The sequence below is a fragment of the Burkholderia sp. Ac-20379 genome (genome assembly GCF_017104645.1).
Lineage (GTDB): Bacteria > Pseudomonadota > Gammaproteobacteria > Burkholderiales > Burkholderiaceae > Burkholderia.
Map to the genome: position 1 here is coordinate 16,786 of NZ_JAAGPF010000045.1, position 18,749 is coordinate 35,534.

Here is an 18,749-nt window from a genome sequence, read left to right on the forward strand (position 1 = left end):
CTTGTGTCGACGGCATGCGCACCGTCCCCTCATGCGCCGCTTTCCCGCTTCCTCCGAGCCCGCGCCGGCCGCCGCCGGGCCGCGCAACGATTGGCAGACGATCCGTTCGCTGCTGCCCTACCTGACCACCTACAAGGGCCGGGTGCTGCTCGCGCTGTCGTGCCTGATCGGCGCGAAGCTGGCCAACCTCGGCGTGCCGATCGTCATGAAGCGGATCGTCGACGGCTTGACGCCGGTTCAGCATCTGCAGGCGCTCGGCCGAGCCGAACAGTCGGCGCCGATCGTGCTGGCGGGCGGCATCGGGCTGCTGGTGGTGGCGTATGCGCTGGTGCGGCTGTCCACTTCGCTATTTACCGAGCTGCGCGAGATGCTGTTCGCCAAGGTGACCGAGAGCGCGGTGCGCCAGCTCGCGCTGCAGGTGTTCCGGCACCTGCATGGGCTGTCGCTGCGGTTTCACCTCGATCGCCAGACGGGCGGCATGTCGCGCGACATCGAGCGCGGCACGCGCGGCATCCAGCAACTGATTTCCTATTCGCTCTACAGCATCCTGCCGACGCTGATCGAGGTCGGGCTGGTGCTCGGCTTCTTCGTCGTGAAGTACGACGCGTGGTACGCGCTCATCACGCTCGGCGCGCTGGCCGGCTACGTGGCGTTCACGATCAAGGTCACGGAGTGGCGCACGCATTTCCGCCGCACCATGAACGAGCTCGATTCGCGGGCCAGCTCGCGCGCGATCGATTCGTTGATCAACTACGAGACGGTCAAGTATTTCAGCAACGAGGAGTGGGAAGCGCGGCGCTACGACGAGAACCTGCAACGCTACCGCCAGGCCGCGATCCGCTCGCAGCGTTCGCTGTCGCTGCTCAACTTCGGGCAGCAGGCGATCATCGGCGTGGGCCTCGTGCTGATCCTCTGGCGCGCGACGCAGGGCGTGCTGGCCGGGCACCTGACGCTCGGCGATCTGGTGCTGATCAACACGTTCATGCTGCAGCTGTATATCCCGCTGAACTTTCTCGGCATCGTCTATCGCGAGCTGAAGCATAGCCTGACCGACATGGATCGGATGTTCGGGCTGCTGTCCGCGCCGCAGGAAGTGGCCGACGCGCCGGACGCGCCGGCGCTGGCGGTGCGCGGCGCCGAAGTGCGCTTCGAGCATGTCAATTTCTCGTACGAGCCGGCGCGGCAGATCCTGCACGACGTCGGCTTCACGATCGCGGCCGGCACGACCACGGCGGTGGTGGGCCACAGCGGTTCGGGCAAGTCGACGCTGTCGCGCCTGCTGTTCCGTTTCTACGACCTGCCGCGCGGCACGGGCGGCGCGATCACGATCGACGGGCAGGATCTGCGCGACGTCACGCAGGCGTCGCTGCGCGCGTCGATCGGCATCGTGCCCCAGGACACCGTGCTGTTCAACGACACGATCCACTACAACATCGCCTACGGGCGGCCCGAGGCGACACGCGACGACGTGATCGCGGCCGCGCGCGCCGCGCACATCCATGCATTCGTGGAAGGGCTGCCGAACGGCTATGACACGACCGTCGGCGAGCGCGGGCTGAAGCTGTCGGGCGGCGAGAAGCAGCGCGTGGCGATCGCGCGCACGATCCTCAAGAATCCGCCGGTGCTGGTGTTCGACGAGGCCACGTCGGCGCTCGATTCGCGCTCGGAGCGGGCGATCCAGCAGGAGCTGGAGCAGATCGCGCGGCATCGCACGACGCTCGTGATCGCGCACCGGCTGTCGACCGTCGTGCATGCGGCGCAGATCATCGTGATGGATCGCGGGCGGATCGTGGAGCGCGGCACGCACGACGAACTGGTGCGCGCGGGCGGCCACTATGCCCAGATGTGGGCGCTGCAACAGCAGCAGCGCGAGGCGGCGCCGGACGCCGCGTCGGCAACCGCGGCGCCGGCGATGTCGCGCTCCTGAGCGCGCGGCGGGGGTGCGGCGCCGGGCAGGCGCGCCACCTCGTCGGCGAGGCGGATCAGACGCCGCGCAGCCGGGCGTCGAGATCGGCGAGCTGCGCCGGCGTGCCGACGTTTTCCCAGATCCCTTCGTACAGTTCGCCGCTCGCGCGGCCGGCCGCGATGGTGTCGCGGTAGTAGGGCGTCAGCGCGCGGCGCTTGCCGCGTGGCAGGTCGGCGAACATGCGCAGGTCGTAGAGGCCGATGTTGCCGAACGTGAAGCGGATGGCTTCGGCCCCGGCGGCGTCGAGCGACAGCCGGCCGTGGGCGTCGAGCGCGAAATCGCCGGCCGGATGGAACGCGGGGTTCGGCACCATCACGAGATGCAGGCCCGGCGCGTCGAGCGCGGCCATCGCGGCGGCGCGCTCGCGCAGCGAGCCGTAGTCGAATTCGCAGAACACGTCGCCGCTGACCGCCACGAAGATCGGTGACGGCCCCTCGAGCAGCGGCCATGCCTGGGCGATGCCGCCGGCTGTTTCCAGCGCCTCGCCTTCCGGCGAATAGCGCAGTTGCACGCCCCAGCGCGAACCGTCGCCGAGCGCGGCCTCGATCTGTTCGCCGAGCCAGGCGTGATTGATCACGATGGTCGTGAACCCGGCCGCGGCGAGCCGCTCGATCTGCCAGACGATCAGCGGTTTGCCGCCGGCTTCGAGCAGCGGTTTCGGGCAGCGGTCGGTGAGCGGGCGCATCCGTTCGCCGCGTCCGGCGGCGAAGATCATCGCGGTATCGAGCTTGATGGTCATCGGGGCAAGGTCTGGAAAGCGGGAGCGGGGGGCGTCAGAACGTGTAGCCGACCTCGACGGAGGCCTGCCCCTCGAGTTCGTCGAGCAGCTTCGCGAACGGCGCGAGCGGCCGGTAGCGCTGCGCGACCTTGCGCGCGTAGCCGAGGAAGCGCGGCAGATCGTCGAGATAGCGCGGCTTGCCGTCGCGGTAGTGGATGCGCGGGAACAGGCCGAGCACCTTGATGTGGCGTTGCAGGCCCGTCCATTCGAGCTGGCGGTAGAACTCGCCGAAATCGGCCTCCACCGGCAGGCCGGCCTTGCGGGCGCGCTCCCAGTAATAGACGAAGCAGTCGAGCTCGAATTCCTCGTCCCAACTGATGAACGCGTCGCGCAGCAGCGAGACGACATCGTACGAGAGCGGCCCCCAGACGGCGTCCTGGAAATCGAGCACGCCGGGATTCGGCGCGGCGATCATCAGGTTGCGCGGCATGAAGTCCCGCAGCATGTAGCCCTGCGGCTGCGACAGGCCGTTCGCCACGAGCAGCGCGAAGGTGCGGTCGAGCACGCCGCGCTGGCGCTCGTCGAGCGCCTTGCCGAGATGGCGGCCGACGAACCATTCCGGCATCAGTTCCATCTCGCGGCGCAGGAACGCCTCGTCGAAGGCCGGCAGCACGCCTTCGCGCGAAGCGAGCTGCCAGCGGATCAGCGCGTCGAGCGCGTCGCGCATCAGCGGCTTGGCGGCGGCGGTGTCGGCCGGGTCGAGCGCGCCGATGTAGGTGGCCGTGCCGAGATCGGTGACCAGCATGAAGCCCGCCTCGAAATCGTGTTCGAGCACCTGCGGCGCGTGCAGGCCGGCTGCTTCCAGCAGGCCGGCGATCTGCACGAACTCGCGGCATTTCTCGGGCGGAGGGGCATCCACGGCGATCGCCGTGCCGCCGGCCGCCGTGCCGCTCGCGAGCCGGAAATAGCGCCGGAAGCTCGCATCGGCCGAAGCCGGCGCGAGCGTGGCGAGGTCCAGGGCGTAACGGCTGCCGAAACCGGCCAGCCAGGCGAGCAGTTGGTCGCGGCGCGGGTCGGTGCTGTCGGGAGTGGGCGAGGCGGGGGCGGTGGAAGGGAGCGTCATCGAACGAAACGGAAACTCGGGGGAGGGGGGAACGTCTTGCCATATAATACCCCACGACTTTTTTGACGCGTCCCGTGTCAATCCCCGCCGGTTGCGGGGCCGCAGCCCGCCTGCGGCCCGTCGAGCCGCCCGCCGATCGCCCCCTTCGTGTGCGTCCGTCGCAGTCACGGTTCGATTGCGCGGGGGGCTCGACGTGCGAACGCAGGGATCCCCCGGGGCCGATTCGCCCGATATCGATGCCGCCTAAACCGATTTTCCCGCTTGTCACCCGCAGCGAGCCCGCGACGCGCAAACGGCGCCTCGCGGTGGCCCTGCTCGCCGTACCCGGCTTCGTGCCCGTGGTCGCGCAGGCGCAGCTCGCGGGTTCGGCTGCGGTGCCGCAGCCGCTCGGCGCGTCGCCGTGGGATCTGCGCCTCGTGCCGCAGCTCGAGGAGCATCCGCTGCGCACCGGCAGCAAGCCGGCCGGCTTCGTGCTGGCCGATCACACGAGCGGCACCACCGATCAGGATCTCGCCGCCAAGGGTTCGGCCGAACTGCGGCGCGGCACGAGCGTCGTGAAGGCCGATGCGCTGCACTACGATCAGGACACCGACATGGCCGATGCCTATGGCAAGGTCACGGTGTCGGGCAACGGATCGACGTTCTACGGCCCGGAAGCGCACCTGAAGGTCGAGGCGACCCAGGGCACGATGAGCACGCCGAAGTACCGCTTCACGAGTTCCGGCGGCTCGGGCAGCGCCGCCAAGGCCGAGTTGCTCGACAGCGAGCGCTCGGTGCTGACCGACGCCACCTATTCGGCCTGCAACTGCGTCGATCCGGCCTGGTACATCAAGGGCAGCCGCTTCGAATTCGACACCGGCGCCGACGAAGGCGTGGCGCGCAACGGCGTGCTGTTCTTCCAGGGCATGCCGATCTTCGCCAGCCCGTGGCTGACGTTTCCGCTGTCGGGCGAGCGCCGCAGCGGCTTCCTGCCGCCCACCGTCTCGCTGAGTTCGACCAACGGCTTCGAGCTGGCCGCACCGTATTACTTCAACATCGCGCCGAACCGCGACCTGACGCTGACGCCGGAAGTCATTTCCAAGCGCGGCTTCTTCACGCGCGCCGAGTTCCGCTATCTGTCGCCGAATTACGCCGGCACGCTGACGGGCGAATTCCTGCCCGACGATCATCTGACACATAGCAACCGCTACGCGATCTACTGGCAGCACCAGCAGAATTTCGGCGGCGGTTTCGGCGGCTACATCTACTACAACAAGGTCTCGGACAGCACCTATCCGGAAGACCTCGGCTCGACGAACCAGTTCGCCAACGGCACGCAAACCCTGTATCAACAGGAAGCGGGCCTGACGTACAACAACGGCCCGTGGTCGGTGCTGGCGCGCTACCAGCACTGGCAGACGCTGCCGCCGTCGATCGCGCCGTACGGCCGCGAGCCGCAGTTGAACGTCAAGTACACGAAGTACGACGTCGGCGGCTTCGATTTCGGCGCGGAAGCCGATTACTCGCGGTTCCGCATCACCACCGCGGATCAGCCGGAAGGCGACCGCGTGATGTTCAACCCGTACGTGTCGTACGGCGTCTACGGCCCCGGCTACTTCTTCGTGCCGAAGGCCCAGATGCACATCGCATCGTACGACCTGACCACCACGACGGGCGGCATTCCGGGCCAGCCGAAGCGTTTCACCTACTCGATCCCGACGCTCTCGCTCGATACCGGGCTGGTGTTCGACCGGTCGGTGCGGCTGTTCGGGCAGGACTTCATCCAGACGCTCGAACCGCGCCTGTTCTACGTCTACACGCCGTACCGCAACCAGCTCAACGCGCCGCTGTTCGACACGGCCGAATCGGATTTCGGGCTGGCCGAGATCTTCACGACGAACACGTTCGTCGGCAACGACCGGATCTCCGACGAAAACCGCCTGACGGCCGCGATCACCACGCGCTTCCTGAACCCGGCCACGGGCGACGAGCGCGCGCGCTTCGTGATCGCGCAGCAGTATTACTTCACCGATCAGCGCGTCACGCTCGGCCAGACCCAAGCCGCCACCCAGGCACGCCACTCGGACCTGATCCTCGGCGCGTCGGTCAAGCTGGGCGCGAACTTCGCGTCGGAAACGGCGTTCCAGTACAACGCGGACAACAACCAGCTCGTGAAGTCGAGCGTGGGTTTCGGCTGGAGCCCGGCCGAGCGCCGCGTGCTCAACGTCGCGTACCGCTACACGCGCGCCAACACCACGCTGGACAACGAGCCGATCAACCAGGTGCTGATCTCCGGCCAATGGCCGCTGACGCGCCACCTCTACGCGGTCGGCCGGTTCAACTACGATCTGGCCAGCAAGCGCGTGGTCGACGGTCTACTTGGGTTCCAGTACGATGCCGACTGCTGGGCGCTCGGCGTCGGCATCCAGCGCATCGCGAACGGCGTGAACACGTCGGGGCAGCAGAACTCCGCGACGCGCTTCATGGCCCAACTGACGCTCAAGGGGCTCACGAGCGTCGACAACGGGCTCGTCGCCGCCTTCAAGGAAGGCGTCCCGGGCTATACGCCGCTGCCGCCGCAAGCGCCGCCGCTGGCCCGATTCAGCAACTATGACTAAAGCGTCCGCATCCGCTGCGGCGCCAGCCCAGCCTGCTTTCAATGGAGTTTCCGTGGCAATGAAGAAATCCCTTCGCTTCGCAGCAATCGTGTCCGGTCTCGTCGCCGTCATGTCGCTGCTGTCCGTCACCCCGGCGGCCGCGCAGGCGCTCGGCTCGAACGGCGCGACGCTGGCCGACGAAGTCGTGGCGGTCGTCAACGACGGCGTGATCACGGGCCGCGAGCTCGATCAGCGCGTGAGCCTGATCCAGCGCCGCCTGCAGCAGCAGAACTCGCCGGTGCCGCCGGCCGACGAGCTGCGCTCGCAGGTGCTGAACCAGATGGTGGTGGAGCGCATCCAGCTGCAGAAGGCGAAGGAAGACGGTATCACCGTGACCGATGCCACCGTGCAAAGCACGCTGCAACGGCTCGCCGCGGCCAACAACATGACGCTCGATCAATATCGCGGCCAGCTCGAGAAGCTCGGCGTGCCCTGGAGCACGTTCGTCGGCGATGCGCGCAACGAACTGCTGCTGTCGCGCCTGCGCGAGAAGGAAGTCGACAGCAAGATCACCGTGACCGATTCCGAAGTGGCGGCCTACATCGCCAGCCAGCGCGGCCCGAACGCCGGTTCGCAGCAGGACGTGCGGCTCGAGCACATCTTCGTCGCCGCGCCGCAAAATGCGCCGGAAGCGCAGATCGACACCGCCCAGAAGAAGGCCGACGCGCTGCTCAAGCAGGCGCTCGCCTCGGGCACGAACTTCGAGAAGCTCGCCAAGAGCGAATCGGAAGCGAAGGACGCGAAGACGGGCGGCGATCTCGGCTTCAAGTCGCAAAGCGCGCTGCCGGCCGATGTCGTGCAGGCCGTCGCGCAACTGCGCCCGGGCCAGGTCAACCCGGCCCTGATCCGCGTGCCGGACGGCTTCGAAATCGTGCGTCTGGTCGACCGCCGCCCGGCGTCGGGCACCGCGGGCGCGTCGCCGAAGATCGTGCAGACGCATGTGCGCCACATCCTGCTGCGCGTCGGCGACGGCAAGTCCGAAGCCCAGGCGCGCCAGCAACTGATCGATATCCGCAACCAGATTGCGTCCGGCGGCGATTTCGCGAACTTCGCGCGCACCTATTCGCAAGACGGTTCGGCCTCGCAGGGCGGCGACCTCGGTTGGATCAGCCCGGGCGAAACGGTGCCGGAATTCGAACGCGCCATGAACATGCTTCAGGACGGCCAGGTCAGCCAGCCGGTGCGCACCGAATACGGTTACCACCTGATCCAGGTGCTGGGCCGCCGCGATGCGGAAGGTTCGGTCCAGAAGCAGATGGACATCGCCCGTCAGGCGATCGGCCAGCGCAAGGCCGAGCAGGCGTATGCCGACTGGCTGCGCGAGCTGCGCGATTCGTCCTACGTGCAGATCAAGAACGCGCCGCCGGCGAACTGAGCCGAACCGCCATGTCATCCGACGCCCCGCTGCGCATCGCGATCACCACCGGCGAGCCGGCCGGCGTCGGCCCCGAGTTGTGCGCGCGCGCGCTGACGGAGGCGGCCAGCCGCTGGCCCGATGCGCGTTTCGCCGTGTTGTGCGATGCCGCCCTGTTCGCCGAGCGCGCGCAGGCCGCCGGCGTCGATCCGGCGGTGCTCGGCATCGGCGGGGGCGTCGAGATCGCGCACCGGCCGCTGGCCGCGCCGTCGCAGGCAGGCCGGCTCGATGCGGCCAACGGCCGGTACGTGCTGGGCCTGCTCGACGCCGCGATCGACGGCGCCACGGCCGGCGAGTACGACGCGATCGTCACCGCGCCGCTGCAGAAAAGTACCATCAACGAAGCCGGCGTACCGTTCACCGGCCACACCGAATACCTGGCCGAACGCACCGGCACCGCGCGCGTCGTCATGATGCTGGCGGGCACCGGCGATCGGCCATTGCGCGTCGCGCTGGCCACCACGCACCTGCCGCTGAAGGATGTGTCCGCGGCGCTGACGATCGACGGGCTGGTCGACACGCTGGCGATCGTCGATCACGATCTGCGCCGCCATTTCGGCCTCGCCGCGCCGCGCATCCTCGTGACCGGCCTGAACCCGCACGCGGGCGAGAACGGCTATCTGGGCCGCGAGGAAATCGACACGATCTCGCCGGCGCTCGCACAGGCCCAGGCGCGCGGCATCGATGCGCGCGGCCCGTACCCGGCCGACACCTTGTTCCAGCCACGCCATCTCGAGCACGCCGATTGCGTGCTCGCGATGTTTCATGACCAGGGCCTGCCGGTCCTCAAGTTCGCGACGTTCGGCGAGGGCATCAACGTCACGCTCGGCCTGCCGATCGTGCGTACCTCGGTCGATCACGGCACCGCGCTCGATCTGGCCGGCACCGGCCGCGCCGATTGCGGCAGCCTGATCGCCGCGCTCGATACCGCCGTGGCGATGGCACGTCACCGTCGCGCCGCCTGAAGCGGCCGGCGCACTTTTTTCGTTTTTTCGTTTTCGATGTCGAACAGCAGACAGCACCAGGGACACTTCGCGCGCAAGCGCTTCGGGCAGAACTTTCTCGTCGATGAAGGCGTGATCGATTCGATCGTCGGGACAATTCGTCCCGTGCGAGGCGAGCGCATGGTCGAAATCGGGCCGGGCCTCGGCGCGCTCACGGGCCCCGTGATCGAGCGCCTCGCCACGCCCGAATCGCCGCTGCATGCGGTGGAGCTCGACCGCGACCTGATCGGCCGCCTCAAGCAGCGCTTCGGCGATCTGCTCGAATTGCACGCCGGCGACGCGCTCGCGTTCGATTTCGCCGAACTGGCGCTGCCGGGCGAGAAGCCCTCGCTGCGCGTGATCGGCAACCTGCCGTACAACATCTCCAGCCCGCTGCTGTTCCATCTGATGACGTTCGCCGAACGCGTGATCGACCAGCACTTCATGCTGCAGAACGAAGTGGTCGAGCGCATGGTGGCCGAGCCGGGCTCGAAGGCGTTCAGCCGGCTGTCCGTGATGCTGCAGTACCGCTACGTGATGGACAAGATGCTCGACGTGCCGCCCGAGTCGTTCCAGCCGCCGCCGAAGGTCGATTCGGCGATCGTGCGGATGATTCCGTACGCGCCGCACGAGCTCGCGCCGGTCGACATCGAGGTGCTCGGCGAGGTGGTCACGGCCGCGTTCTCGCAGCGCCGCAAGATGCTGCGCAACACGCTGGGCGCCTATCGCGACACGGTGGATTTCGAGGCGCTCGGCTTCGATCTGGCGCGTCGCGCCGAGGATGTCGGCGTGGACGAATACGTCGGGCTGGCGCAACGGGTGTCGGCCGCACGCGCGTAAGGCGTTCGCGGCGCGCCCGGCGAACATCGGCCAGGTCTGGTAAATTCGGCCGTTCCCAAAAGACTGTTCCCCACGGAGTCCCCCATCATGCGAATGCTGCACACCATGCTGCGCGTCGGCGATCTCGACCGCTCGATCCAGTTCTACACGGAACTGCTCGGAATGAAGCTGCTGCGCCGCCACGACTACCCGGAAGGCAAGTTCACGCTGGCCTTCGTCGGTTACGAGGACGAAAGCACGGGCACGGTGATCGAGCTGACCCACAACTGGGATACGCCGTCGTACGACCTCGGCAACGGCTACGGCCACATCGCGCTCGAAGTCGACGACGCCTACGCGGCCTGCGACGCCATCAAGGCGCAGGGCGGCAAGGTCACGCGCGAAGCCGGCCCGATGAAGCACGGCAAGACCGTGATCGCGTTCGTCGAGGATCCGGACGGCTACAAGATCGAGTTCATCCAGGCCGGCACGCGCGGCTCGCGCGACTGAACCGGCAGCGGGCGGCCAGCTTCGGGCCGCCGTGCATGAAAAAAGCGCCCTTCGGGGCGCTTTTTCGTTTGGCGGCGTGCGAACGGAACGAGCGCCTACAGCGCCGGCAGCAACTCGGGCGGATGGTTCTTGAGCGTGTGCCGCGCCTCGCGGAATTCCGGGAAGATCGATTCGACCGTTTGCCAGAACGCCGGGCTGTGGTTCATCTCGCGCAGGTGCGACAGCTCGTGCGCCACCACGTAATCGACGATCGAGATCGGGAAATGCACGAGACGCCAGTTCAGGCGGATCTTGCCGTCGCTCGAGCAACTGCCCCAGCGCGTCGAGGCCGACGACAGCGCATAGGCGCTGTAGCTGACGCCGAGCTTCTCGGCATACACCACGAGCCGTTCGCCGAACACGCGCTTCGCTTCGCCCTGCAGCCAGCCCTGCACGCGATCCTTGATCTGCTGCGCTTCGGCATGCGCGGGCAGCCCCAGCGCGAGCACGGCGCGTTCGGCGTCATAGGCCAGCGCGCCGTCGGCCGAGGCCAGCGCGATTGCCACCGGCTTGCCGAGATACGGAATGCGCGCGCCGTCCTTCCAGTCGATCTGCGGCAGCGCGCGTTGCTCGATACGGGTTTGCCATTCGGCCAGCTTGGCGAAGATCCAGCGCCGCTTCTCGGCGATCGCGGCTTCGACGTCGGCCAGCGTGACCCAGCGCGGCGCCGTGATGGCGAGGCCGCTGCCGTCGATCGCGAAGCCGATGGTGCGGCGCGCGGAGCGCCGGAGCCGGTATTCGAGCACGCGCCCGTCGAGCGTCAGCTTGCGCAGCGAACGGTCGCGCTCCGGCGACGGGGAGGCGGACGGCGAGGGCGGCGGGCCGTCGAACAGCGGCAGATCGAGCTGGTGATGATCGAGAGCGACCACGGCGGGCCGCGGCCTGGGACGCTTGGGCATCAGTTCGCTTCGTTTGGCAGTGCGCAATATGAATGAAACCTTGAATCAGGATCGTGCGGCGCCGGTACCGCCTTCCTGGCGGTAGGCATCGGGATCGATGCGGCGCATTTCCGCCTCGATCCATTGCTCGACGCGCGTGTTCAGCTCGTCGGGGCTCAGGCCGCGCGAGTCGATCGGCTTGCCGATCGACACCGTGACTATACCCGGATACTTGGTGAACGAATTGCGCGGCCAGACGCGGCCCGCGTTGTGGGCGATCGGCACGACCGGCGCGCCGGTGCCCACCGCGAAGCGGGCGCCGCCTGTCTTGTACTTGCCCTGGCGGCCGGTGGGCGTGCGCGTGCCTTCGGGGAACATGATCACCCAGGCGCCTTCCTCGAGCCGTTTCTTGCCCTGGCGGATCACCGAATCGAACGCATGCTTGCCTTCCTTGCGGTTGATGTGAACCATGTGCAGCAGGCCGAGCGCCCAGCCGAAGAACGGCACGTAGAGCAGCTCGCGCTTGAACACGTAGCAGAGCGGGCGCGGCATCAACGCCGGGAACGCCAGCGTTTCCCAGGCCGATTGATGCTTCGAGAGCAGCACGGCAGGGCCGTCCGGCAGGTTTTCCATGCCCTCGATGCGATAGCGGATGCCGTTCAGCGCGCGCACCACGACGAGCGTCGACCGGCACCAGCCGGCCGCCATCCAGTAGCGTGCGTCGGGGCGCAGGAACGGGAACGCGATGAAGCACGCGGTCGCATACGGCACCGTGTACAGCACGAAATAGAGGAGTAGCAGCAGCGAACGGATGATGAGCATCGGCTTGGCTCGAACGTGAAGCGAAACGACGAAACGGCGGAACGGGCGGACGGGCGCGGGCGGCGCGCGCTCAGCCCGGTTCCCGGGACAGGAAATCGAGCGCGAACGCGCGCAGGTCGTCGTGCACGCGCGTGCCGTCGGGCAGGTTGCCGGCCGCCTGCGTCTTGCGGCCCTTGCCCGTCAGCACCAGATGCGGCTGGAAACCGACCGCGACGCCGGCCTGCAGGTCGCGCAGCGAATCGCCGACGATCGGCGTGTCGTCCGCATCGATCTCGAAGCGTTCGAGGATCATCTGCATCATGCCCGGCTTCGGCTTGCGGCAATCGCAGTTGTCGTTGGCCGTGTGCGGGCAGTAGAACACCGCGTCGATGCGCGCGCCGACGGCCGCGGCCGCCTTGTGCATCTTCAGATGCATGGCGTTGAGCGCCGCCATGTCGAACAGCCCGCGCCCGATGCCCGACTGGTTGGTCGCGACCACCACGCGGTAGCCCGCGTGGTTGAGCCGCGCGATCGCTTCCAGGCTGCCGGGCAGCGCGATCCACTCGTCGGGCGTCTTGATGAACGCATCCGAATCGACGTTGATGACGCCGTCCCGGTCGAGGACGACGAGCTTGCGGTTGGGCATGACGGGCTCCTGGCGCGCGTGACGTGGGGCGCGCCGCTTACGCGGCGAGCTTCGAGATGTCGGCGACGCAGTTCATCTGCTGATGCAGCGCCGACAGCAGCGCGAGGCGGTTCGCGCGCAGCGCGGGATCCTCGGCGTTGACCATCACGTCGTTGAAGAACGTGTCGACCGGGGCGCGCAGCGCGGCGAGCGCCGACAGCGCGCCCGCGTAGTCGCGCACGGCCAGTTGCGACTGCACGCGCGGCGCGACTTCCGCCAGTTGCGCGGCCAGCGCCTGTTCGGCCGGCTCGGCCAGCAGGGCCGGCTGTACCGCACCGGGCGCGCCGCCTTCCGACTTCTTCAGGATGTTCGAGATCCGCTTGTTGGCCGCGGCGAGCGCTTCCGCCTCGGCCAGACGCGTGAACGCGCGCACCGCGTCGAGACGGGCGATCAGATCGTCGACGCGCGTCGGTTCGAGGCCGAGCACGGCGTCGATCTCGCCCGTCGAGTAGCCGCGCTCGCGCAGGATGCCGCGCAGGCGATCGAGGAAGAACGCGTAGATCGCATCGGTCGAATCGGCCACGCCGTCGATGCCGGCGAAGCTCGCGTAGGCCGTGCGCAGCAGCGCGACGAGGTCGAGCGGCAGTTGCTTTTCGAGCAGCAGGCGCAGCACGCCGAGCGCGTGACGGCGCAGCGCGAACGGATCCTTTTCGCCCGTGGGCGCGAGGCCGATGCCCCAGATGCCGACGATCGTTTCGAGCTTGTCGGCCAGCGCGACGGCCGTGCTGACCGGCGCGGCCGGCAGCGTGTCGCCCGAGAAGCGCGGCTGGTAGTGCTCGGTGCAGGCGACGGCGACCTCGTCCGGCTCGCCGTCGTGGCGCGCGTAATAGGTGCCCATCGTGCCTTGCAGCTCGGGGAACTCGCCGACCATGTCGGTCAGCAGGTCGGCCTTGGCCAGACGCGCGGCGCGTTGCGCGAGCGCGGCGTCGGCGCCGACGGCCGGTGCGATCTGCGCGGCGATCGATTCGATCCGCTCGACGCGCGCGAGCTGCGAGCCGAGCTTGTTGTGATAGACGACGTTGGCGAGGCGCGGCACGCGATCGGCGAGGCGGGTTTTCTTGTCGGTCTCGAAGAAGAACTTCGCGTCGGCCAGGCGCGGGCGCACCACGCGCTCGTTGCCTTCGACGATTTCGGCCGGCGTGGCCGTCTCGATGTTCGAGACGATCAGGAAGCGCGAGCGCAGCGTGCCGGCCGGGTTGGTCAGCGCGAAGTACTTCTGGTTGGTCTGCATCGTCAGGATCAGGCATTCCTGCGGCACGTCGAGGAATTCGTCCTCGAAGCGGCAGGCATAGACGACCGGCCATTCGACCAGCGCATTGACCTCGTCGAGCAGCGCCTCGGGCATCACCACGAGATCGCCTTCGGCGTGCTCGGCGAGTGCCGTGCGGATCGATTCCTTGCGGTCGACGAAGTGCGCGATCACGCGACCCTTCTCGCGCAGCGTGTCGGCGTACGCGTCGGCCGAGCGGATCGCCACGGCGCCCGTCGACAGGAAGCGGTGGCCGAGCGTGGTGTCGCCGGCGTCGATGCCGAACGCGGTGACCGGCACGACCTGCGTGTCGTGCAGCACGGTCAGGCGCAGCACCGGGCGCACGAAGCGCACGTCGCTGCCGTCCGGGCGTTGATAGGTCATCACCTTCGGAATCGGCAGCTTGGCGAGCGTCTCGTCGAGCGCGGCCTGCAGGCCGTCGGCCAGTTGCGCGCCGGGCGCCGAATAGTTGATGAAGAACGCTTCGGCCTTGCCGTCCTGCGCGCGCTCGAGCGCGTCGATGGCGAGGTCGGGATGGCCGAGCGCCGCGAGCTTCTTCGCGAGCGGCGGCGTGGGCTTGCCTTCGGCATCGAGCGCGACCGACACGGGCAGCACTTTTTCGCGCACCTGGCGATCGGGCGCGACGGCGCGCACGTTGCGGATCACCACGGCCAGGCGGCGCGGCGTGGCGTAGCGTTCGAACACGGGTTCGCCGTCGGTCAGGTCGCGCGCGGCGAGGCGCTGCGCGAGGCCTTCGGCAAATGCGTCGCCGAGACGGGCCAGCGCCTTCGGCGGCAGTTCCTCGGTCAGCAGTTCGACGAGGAGGGGAGCGGTATGGGATTGCGTCATGATGGGAGGAATCTCGTCAGTCCTTGTCGATCTTGCGTTCGGCCTTCAGGGGCGGAACCCAGCCCGGCTGGGCCGCGTCGGCGTCCGTGGCGAGACCCGGCACGCCACGCACCGGATTGCCGATCATCGGGAAGCCGAGCGCCTCGCGCGATTCGTAGTAGGACTGCGCCACGAGCCGCGACAGCGCGCGAATCCGGCCGATGTAGGCCGCGCGTTCGGTGACCGAGATCGCGCCGCGCGCGTCGAGCAGGTTGAACGTGTGGCCGGCCTTCAGCACGAGTTCGTAGGCGGGCAGCGCGAGCTTCGCCTCGATCATGCGCTTCGCTTCGGATTCGTAGCTATTGAAGAACGTGAACAGCAGATCGACGTTGGCGTGCTCGAAGTTGTAGGTCGATTGCTCGACTTCGTTCTGGTGATAGACGTCGCCGTAGGTCAGGCGGCGCAGCTCCGGGCCGTTCGGGCCGAGCTCTTCCCATTCCGTCCAGATCAGGTCGTAGACGTTTTCCACCTTCTGCAGATACATCGCGAGGCGTTCGAGCCCGTACGTGATTTCGCCGAGCACCGGCTTGCAGTCGAGGCCGCCGGCCTGCTGGAAATACGTGAACTGCGTGACTTCCATGCCGTTCAGCCAGACTTCCCAGCCCAGGCCCCAGGCGCCGAGCGTCGGATTTTCCCAGTCGTCCTCGACGAAGCGCACGTCGTTCTGCTTCAGGTCGAAGCCGAGCGCCTCGAGCGAACCGAGGTAGAGATCGAGGATGTTCTCCGGGGCCGGCTTCATGACCACCTGGTATTGGTAGTAGTGCTGCAGGCGGTTCGGATTCTCGCCGTAGCGGCCGTCCTTCGGGCGGCGCGACGGCTGCACGTAGGCCGCGCGCCACGGCTCGGGGCCGATCGCGCGCAGGAACGTGTGGACGTGCGAGGTGCCGGCGCCGACTTCCATGTCGATCGGCTGGAGCAGGGCACAACCCTGTTTGTCCCAGTAGGACTGGAGCGTCAGGATGATTTGTTGAAACGTGAGCATGAGGGGCCTTCGTGGGCGCTGGGCGTTCCGACGGGGGCTGGCGCGAGACGACTCGAACCGGCGCTCCAGTCCGGCGCGCGGCTTGGATGGGCGTAAAACGCGTAATTTTACCGGAACGGCGCGACCCTGAGGCTGGAACGGCCGGCGCGCGTATCCCGGCGTGTGCCGGGGCGCGAATCTTGCGGGGTGCGGCGGCACGGCGAGCGTGCGCGAGACGCCGCTGCGCCGGGCGGTGCGCATGCGGCGCGACGACTCTGCGATGGCATCGCGAGCGCGTGGGCAATGCCGCGCGCGCGCATCGTCGATCCGGCGGAGCCGCGCGGTAAGATGCGTTTCATTGCCCTGTCCGCCGATGCCCGGCCCCATGCCCGCCATGTTCAGACCGCCCGTCGATTCGCAGTTCCCGCTCTATCCGTCCCTGCTCGAATTCCTCCGCGAAGCGCTGGCGGCGACCGAATCCGGCCGCACCGAGGCGCGCGACTTCTGGCTCGACGCGGCCTCGCGGCTGCATGCGCTCGATTACGAATCGCTCGCGCGGCTGACCGTCACGCTGCTCGAACATCAGCGCTACGGCGATGCGGCCGAGTTCGCGGCCTGCGTGTGGCGCATCGAGCCGGACGTGGCCGCGCTGGCGTTCAATTGCGGCTATGCGCTGCAGATGGGCGGCCGTCACGCGGAGGCGATCGCGCCATACCGGCGCGCGCTCGAACTGATGCCCGACTGGCCGTCGCTGCGCAACAACCTGGCGATCGCGGTGCGCATCACGGGCGGCGATCCGGCCGAGGAACTGGCGCTGCTGGAGCAGGCCGTCGCGGCCAACCCGCGCGACGAGCAGGCCTGGATCAACCTGGTGGTGTCGTACCGCGCGCGCTACGACCTCGAACGCTCGGTGGCCGCGGCCGAACGCGCGCTCGAACTGGTGCCGGACAGCGCGCTGGCCCTGAACAACGCGTCGTGCGCCTACAAGGAAGCGCAGCGCTGGGACGACGCCGAGCGCTGCGCGCAGCGCGCGCTGGCGCTGTCGCCCGACGACGAAACGTTCCGCTTCAATCTCGGCATCATCCAGCTCGTGCGCGGCAATTTCACCGACGGCTGGTCCGGCCACGAATCGCGCTGGCAGGGTTCGAGCGAGCTGCGCGGCACGCGCCCGGCGATGGCCGCGCCGCGCTGGCACGGCGAGCCGCTGACCGGCAAGACCTTGCTGGTGTGGGGCGAGCAGGGCATGGGCGATCTGCTGCAACTGGCGCGCACGATCCCGCTGCTGGCCGCGCGGGTGCATCGCGAGGGCGGGCGGCTGGTGTGGAATTCGTTCGTGCAGATGGGCGCGCTGCTGTCGCGCAGCCTCGGCGAGCACGTCGAGCTGTACAGCAACGACGGCGCGCTCGAACACCTGCCCGCCGCCGACTATCAGGTGCCGATCGGCAGCGTGCCCTGGCAGCTTGGCCTGCCCGACGCGGCGGCCGGCGCCAATGTGCCGTATCTGACGGCCGAGCCGGGCGCCGTCGATGCCTGGCGTACCCGCTTCGCGGCCGAGGCGCTGCCCGGCGAGCGGCTGCGCGTGGGGCTGGCCTGGACCGGCAGCGCGTCGCATCAGCGCAATCCGTTCCGGCGCGTCGGCATCGAGCGCTACGCGGCGGCGTTCGCGGGCATCGAGGGCGTGACGTTCCATTCGCTGCAGCCGGGCCTGGGCGCCGAGGTCGAGGCTGCGCGCGCGGCAGGGCTGCCGATCGTCGACCACAGCGCCGAATGGCGACACTTCGACGATACGGCCGCTTATGTCGGCGCGCTCGATCTGGTGATCACGTGCTGCACGTCGGTGGCGCACCTGAGCGGCGCGGTGGGGCAGGCGACCTGGGTGCTGCTCGACGTGAACCCGCACTGGGTGTGGCAACTGGAGCGGCGCGACAGCCCGCTCTATCCGTCGGCCACGCTGTATCGCCAGCCCGCGTTCCTGCAATGGACGCCGGTGCTCGACGCGGTGGGGCAGGACCTGCGCGCGCTGGCCGGGACCGGCAGCGCATGGGCGGATGCGGCCGGCGCGGGCCGCTAGGCGTCAACGGCGCGCGCCGGCGCGCCCGTTCAGCCGCGTGCCCCGCGGCGCAGGCGCGGCCCGATCGCGAAGGCGAGCGCCAGCAGCACGAGCGCCACGGCCAGCACGGTGGCGTTGCCGTTCGCGACGAACGGCGTGATGCCCTGCGTGCCTTCCACGGTCACGTCGATCGCGCCGATCGTGAACGGCTTGAGCTGTTCGAGCACGCGGCCGTGCGCGTCGATCGCGGCCGTCATGCCGGTGTTGGTGGCGCGCAGCATCGGCCGGCCGGTTTCGAGCGAGCGCATCCGCGCGATCTGCAGATGCTGGTCGAGCGCGATGGTGTCGCCGAACCAGGCGAGATTCGTCACGTTCACGAGGATGCCCGGCGACGGCGCGTTCTCGCGCACCGTGGCGGCAATGCCCTCGCCGAACAGATCCTCGTAGCAGATGTCGGCCATCACCGGCTGGTTGTGGACGAGGAACGGCTTCTGCACCAGCGCGCCGCGCGCGAAATCGCCGAGCGGCATCTTCATCAGGTTGACGAACCAGTGGAAGCCCCATGGGATGAACTCGCCGAACGGCACCAGGTGGTGCTTGTCGTAGTGGTAGATGTCCATCGAGCCGGGCGTCACGCCGTACAGGCTGTTGGTGTAGTCGACGATGCTGCCGTCGGGCAGGATCTTGTCGCCCACCGCGCCGAACAGCACCGAGGTGCCGGTCTTGTCGACGAAGCTGCGCACCGCCTTGGCGAACGGCAGCGGCAGATCCTGGATCATCACCGCGATCGCCGTTTCGGGCGTGACCACCAGATCGGCGGGCCGCTCGGTGATCATCTTCGTGTACATCTTGATGGCGTCGTCGATGCCGGCCTGCTCGAACTTGACGTCCTGCTTGACGTTGCCTTGCAGCAGCCGCACATGCAGCGGCTGGTTCTCGGGCTTGGTCCACGGCACCATCGGCAGCAGCAGGCCGAGCGCGATCAGCGCCGCGGCCAGCGCGGCCGGCGCGAGCGCGCCGCCCGGGGCC

The 18,749-nt window shown here is 68.5% G+C and carries 15 protein-coding genes; 7 read left to right on the plus strand and 8 right to left on the minus strand.

Translation table 11 applies throughout. The features are described from left to right. Positions 1-31 precede the first annotated feature (31 nt). Positions 32-1,927, plus strand: a complete 1,896-nt coding sequence (locus G3N92_RS08925) for an ABC transporter ATP-binding protein/permease (RefSeq protein WP_206127100.1) — start codon at positions 32-34, stop codon at positions 1,925-1,927. Positions 1,928-1,982: 55 nt separating this feature from the next. On the opposite strand, the gene murU is transcribed toward G3N92_RS08925, so the two are convergent. Beyond that, complete coding sequence (gene murU, locus G3N92_RS08930; protein ID WP_206127101.1) at positions 1,983-2,705, minus strand: N-acetylmuramate alpha-1-phosphate uridylyltransferase MurU; 723 nt, start codon at positions 2,703-2,705, stop codon at positions 1,983-1,985. Between the two features lie 34 nt (positions 2,706-2,739). Beyond that, entirely contained in the window at positions 2,740-3,807 is a 1,068-nt protein-coding gene (locus tag G3N92_RS08935; RefSeq protein ID WP_206127102.1) for a phosphotransferase, read from the minus strand. A gap of 236 nt (positions 3,808-4,043) precedes the next feature. Between G3N92_RS08935 and G3N92_RS08940 the strand changes: the two genes are divergently transcribed. The 5 genes from G3N92_RS08940 to gloA all read left to right on the plus strand — a co-directional run bounded on the left by G3N92_RS08940 (position 4,044) and on the right by gloA (position 10,169). Continuing rightward, positions 4,044-6,404 carry an LPS-assembly protein LptD gene (locus tag G3N92_RS08940; protein ID WP_206127103.1) on the plus strand — a complete coding sequence of 787 codons (2,361 nt, stop codon included), beginning with the start codon at positions 4,044-4,046 and terminating at the stop codon, positions 6,402-6,404. A gap of 58 nt (positions 6,405-6,462) precedes the next feature. Next, complete coding sequence (locus tag G3N92_RS08945; protein ID WP_206127104.1) at positions 6,463-7,818, plus strand: peptidylprolyl isomerase; 1,356 nt, start codon at positions 6,463-6,465, stop codon at positions 7,816-7,818. An 11-nt stretch (positions 7,819-7,829) separates the two neighbouring features. Beyond that, positions 7,830-8,822, plus strand: coding sequence for a 4-hydroxythreonine-4-phosphate dehydrogenase PdxA (gene pdxA / locus G3N92_RS08950; protein ID WP_206127105.1), 993 nt, complete (start codon positions 7,830-7,832; stop codon positions 8,820-8,822). Between the two features lie 36 nt (positions 8,823-8,858). Continuing rightward, positions 8,859-9,680, plus strand: a complete 822-nt coding sequence (gene rsmA, locus G3N92_RS08955) for a 16S rRNA (adenine(1518)-N(6)/adenine(1519)-N(6))-dimethyltransferase RsmA (RefSeq protein ID WP_206127106.1) — start codon at positions 8,859-8,861, stop codon at positions 9,678-9,680. Positions 9,681-9,767: 87 nt separating this feature from the next. Then, positions 9,768-10,169, plus strand: a complete 402-nt coding sequence (gloA, locus tag G3N92_RS08960) for a lactoylglutathione lyase (RefSeq protein WP_206127107.1) — start codon at positions 9,768-9,770, stop codon at positions 10,167-10,169. Positions 10,170-10,264: 95 nt separating this feature from the next. Here gloA and G3N92_RS08965 read toward each other — a convergent pair whose 3' ends face one another. The 5 genes from G3N92_RS08965 to glyQ form a co-directional block, all read right to left on the minus strand. After that, positions 10,265-11,107 carry a SprT family zinc-dependent metalloprotease gene (locus tag G3N92_RS08965; protein ID WP_206127108.1) on the minus strand — a complete coding sequence of 281 codons (843 nt, stop codon included), beginning with the start codon at positions 11,105-11,107 and terminating at the stop codon, positions 10,265-10,267. Between the two features lie 45 nt (positions 11,108-11,152). Beyond that, positions 11,153-11,908 (minus strand): lysophospholipid acyltransferase family protein, encoded by a 756-nt coding sequence (locus tag G3N92_RS08970; protein WP_206127109.1) that lies wholly within the window; start codon positions 11,906-11,908, stop codon positions 11,153-11,155. Positions 11,909-11,978: 70 nt separating this feature from the next. Beyond that, complete coding sequence (gmhB, locus tag G3N92_RS08975) at positions 11,979-12,533, minus strand: D-glycero-beta-D-manno-heptose 1,7-bisphosphate 7-phosphatase (RefSeq protein ID WP_206127110.1); 555 nt, start codon at positions 12,531-12,533, stop codon at positions 11,979-11,981. 37 nt (positions 12,534-12,570) lie between these two features. Beyond that, positions 12,571-14,670 carry a glycine--tRNA ligase subunit beta gene (gene glyS, locus G3N92_RS08980; RefSeq protein WP_206127111.1) on the minus strand — a complete coding sequence of 700 codons (2,100 nt, stop codon included), beginning with the start codon at positions 14,668-14,670 and terminating at the stop codon, positions 12,571-12,573. 16 nt (positions 14,671-14,686) lie between these two features. Next, a complete protein-coding gene (gene glyQ / locus G3N92_RS08985; RefSeq protein WP_206127112.1) occupies positions 14,687-15,691 on the minus strand; it encodes a glycine--tRNA ligase subunit alpha in 1,005 nt (334 codons plus the stop codon). A gap of 373 nt (positions 15,692-16,064) precedes the next feature. On the opposite strand from glyQ, the gene G3N92_RS08990 reads away from it, so the two are divergent. Beyond that, on the plus strand, positions 16,065-17,741 hold the full coding sequence (locus tag G3N92_RS08990; RefSeq protein ID WP_206127113.1) for a tetratricopeptide repeat protein: 1,677 nt from the start codon (positions 16,065-16,067) through the stop codon (positions 17,739-17,741). A 29-nt stretch (positions 17,742-17,770) separates the two neighbouring features. Here the strand turns inward: G3N92_RS08990 and lnt are convergent. Next, positions 17,771-18,749 (minus strand): apolipoprotein N-acyltransferase (gene lnt / locus G3N92_RS08995; protein WP_206127114.1); only part of this gene is annotated, 979 nt, incomplete at its 5' end.

Bases quoted from the DNA above. Each gene is read 5' to 3' on its own strand.
- pdxA (WP_206127105.1), top strand. From the start codon at position 7,830: ATGTCATCCGACGCCCCGCTGCGCATCGCGATCACCACCGGCGAGCCG.
- G3N92_RS08965 (WP_206127108.1), bottom strand. From the start codon at position 11,107: ATGCCCAAGCGTCCCAGGCCGCGGCCCGCCGTGGTCGCTCTCGATCAT.
- glyQ (WP_206127112.1), bottom strand. From the start codon at position 15,691: ATGCTCACGTTTCAACAAATCATCCTGACGCTCCAGTCCTACTGGGAC.
- gloA (WP_206127107.1), top strand. From the start codon at position 9,768: ATGCGAATGCTGCACACCATGCTGCGCGTCGGCGATCTCGACCGCTCG.
- G3N92_RS08935 (WP_206127102.1), bottom strand. From the start codon at position 3,807: ATGACGCTCCCTTCCACCGCCCCCGCCTCGCCCACTCCCGACAGCACC.
- gmhB (WP_206127110.1), bottom strand. From the start codon at position 12,533: ATGCCCAACCGCAAGCTCGTCGTCCTCGACCGGGACGGCGTCATCAAC.
- G3N92_RS08940 (WP_206127103.1), top strand. From the start codon at position 4,044: ATGCCGCCTAAACCGATTTTCCCGCTTGTCACCCGCAGCGAGCCCGCG.
- rsmA (WP_206127106.1), top strand. From the start codon at position 8,859: ATGTCGAACAGCAGACAGCACCAGGGACACTTCGCGCGCAAGCGCTTC.
- G3N92_RS08970 (WP_206127109.1), bottom strand. From the start codon at position 11,908: ATGCTCATCATCCGTTCGCTGCTGCTACTCCTCTATTTCGTGCTGTAC.
- glyS (WP_206127111.1), bottom strand. From the start codon at position 14,670: ATGACGCAATCCCATACCGCTCCCCTCCTCGTCGAACTGCTGACCGAG.
- G3N92_RS08925 (WP_206127100.1), top strand. From the start codon at position 32: ATGCGCCGCTTTCCCGCTTCCTCCGAGCCCGCGCCGGCCGCCGCCGGG.
- G3N92_RS08945 (WP_206127104.1), top strand. From the start codon at position 6,463: ATGAAGAAATCCCTTCGCTTCGCAGCAATCGTGTCCGGTCTCGTCGCC.
- G3N92_RS08990 (WP_206127113.1), top strand. From the start codon at position 16,065: ATGTTCAGACCGCCCGTCGATTCGCAGTTCCCGCTCTATCCGTCCCTG.
- murU (WP_206127101.1), bottom strand. From the start codon at position 2,705: ATGACCATCAAGCTCGATACCGCGATGATCTTCGCCGCCGGACGCGGC.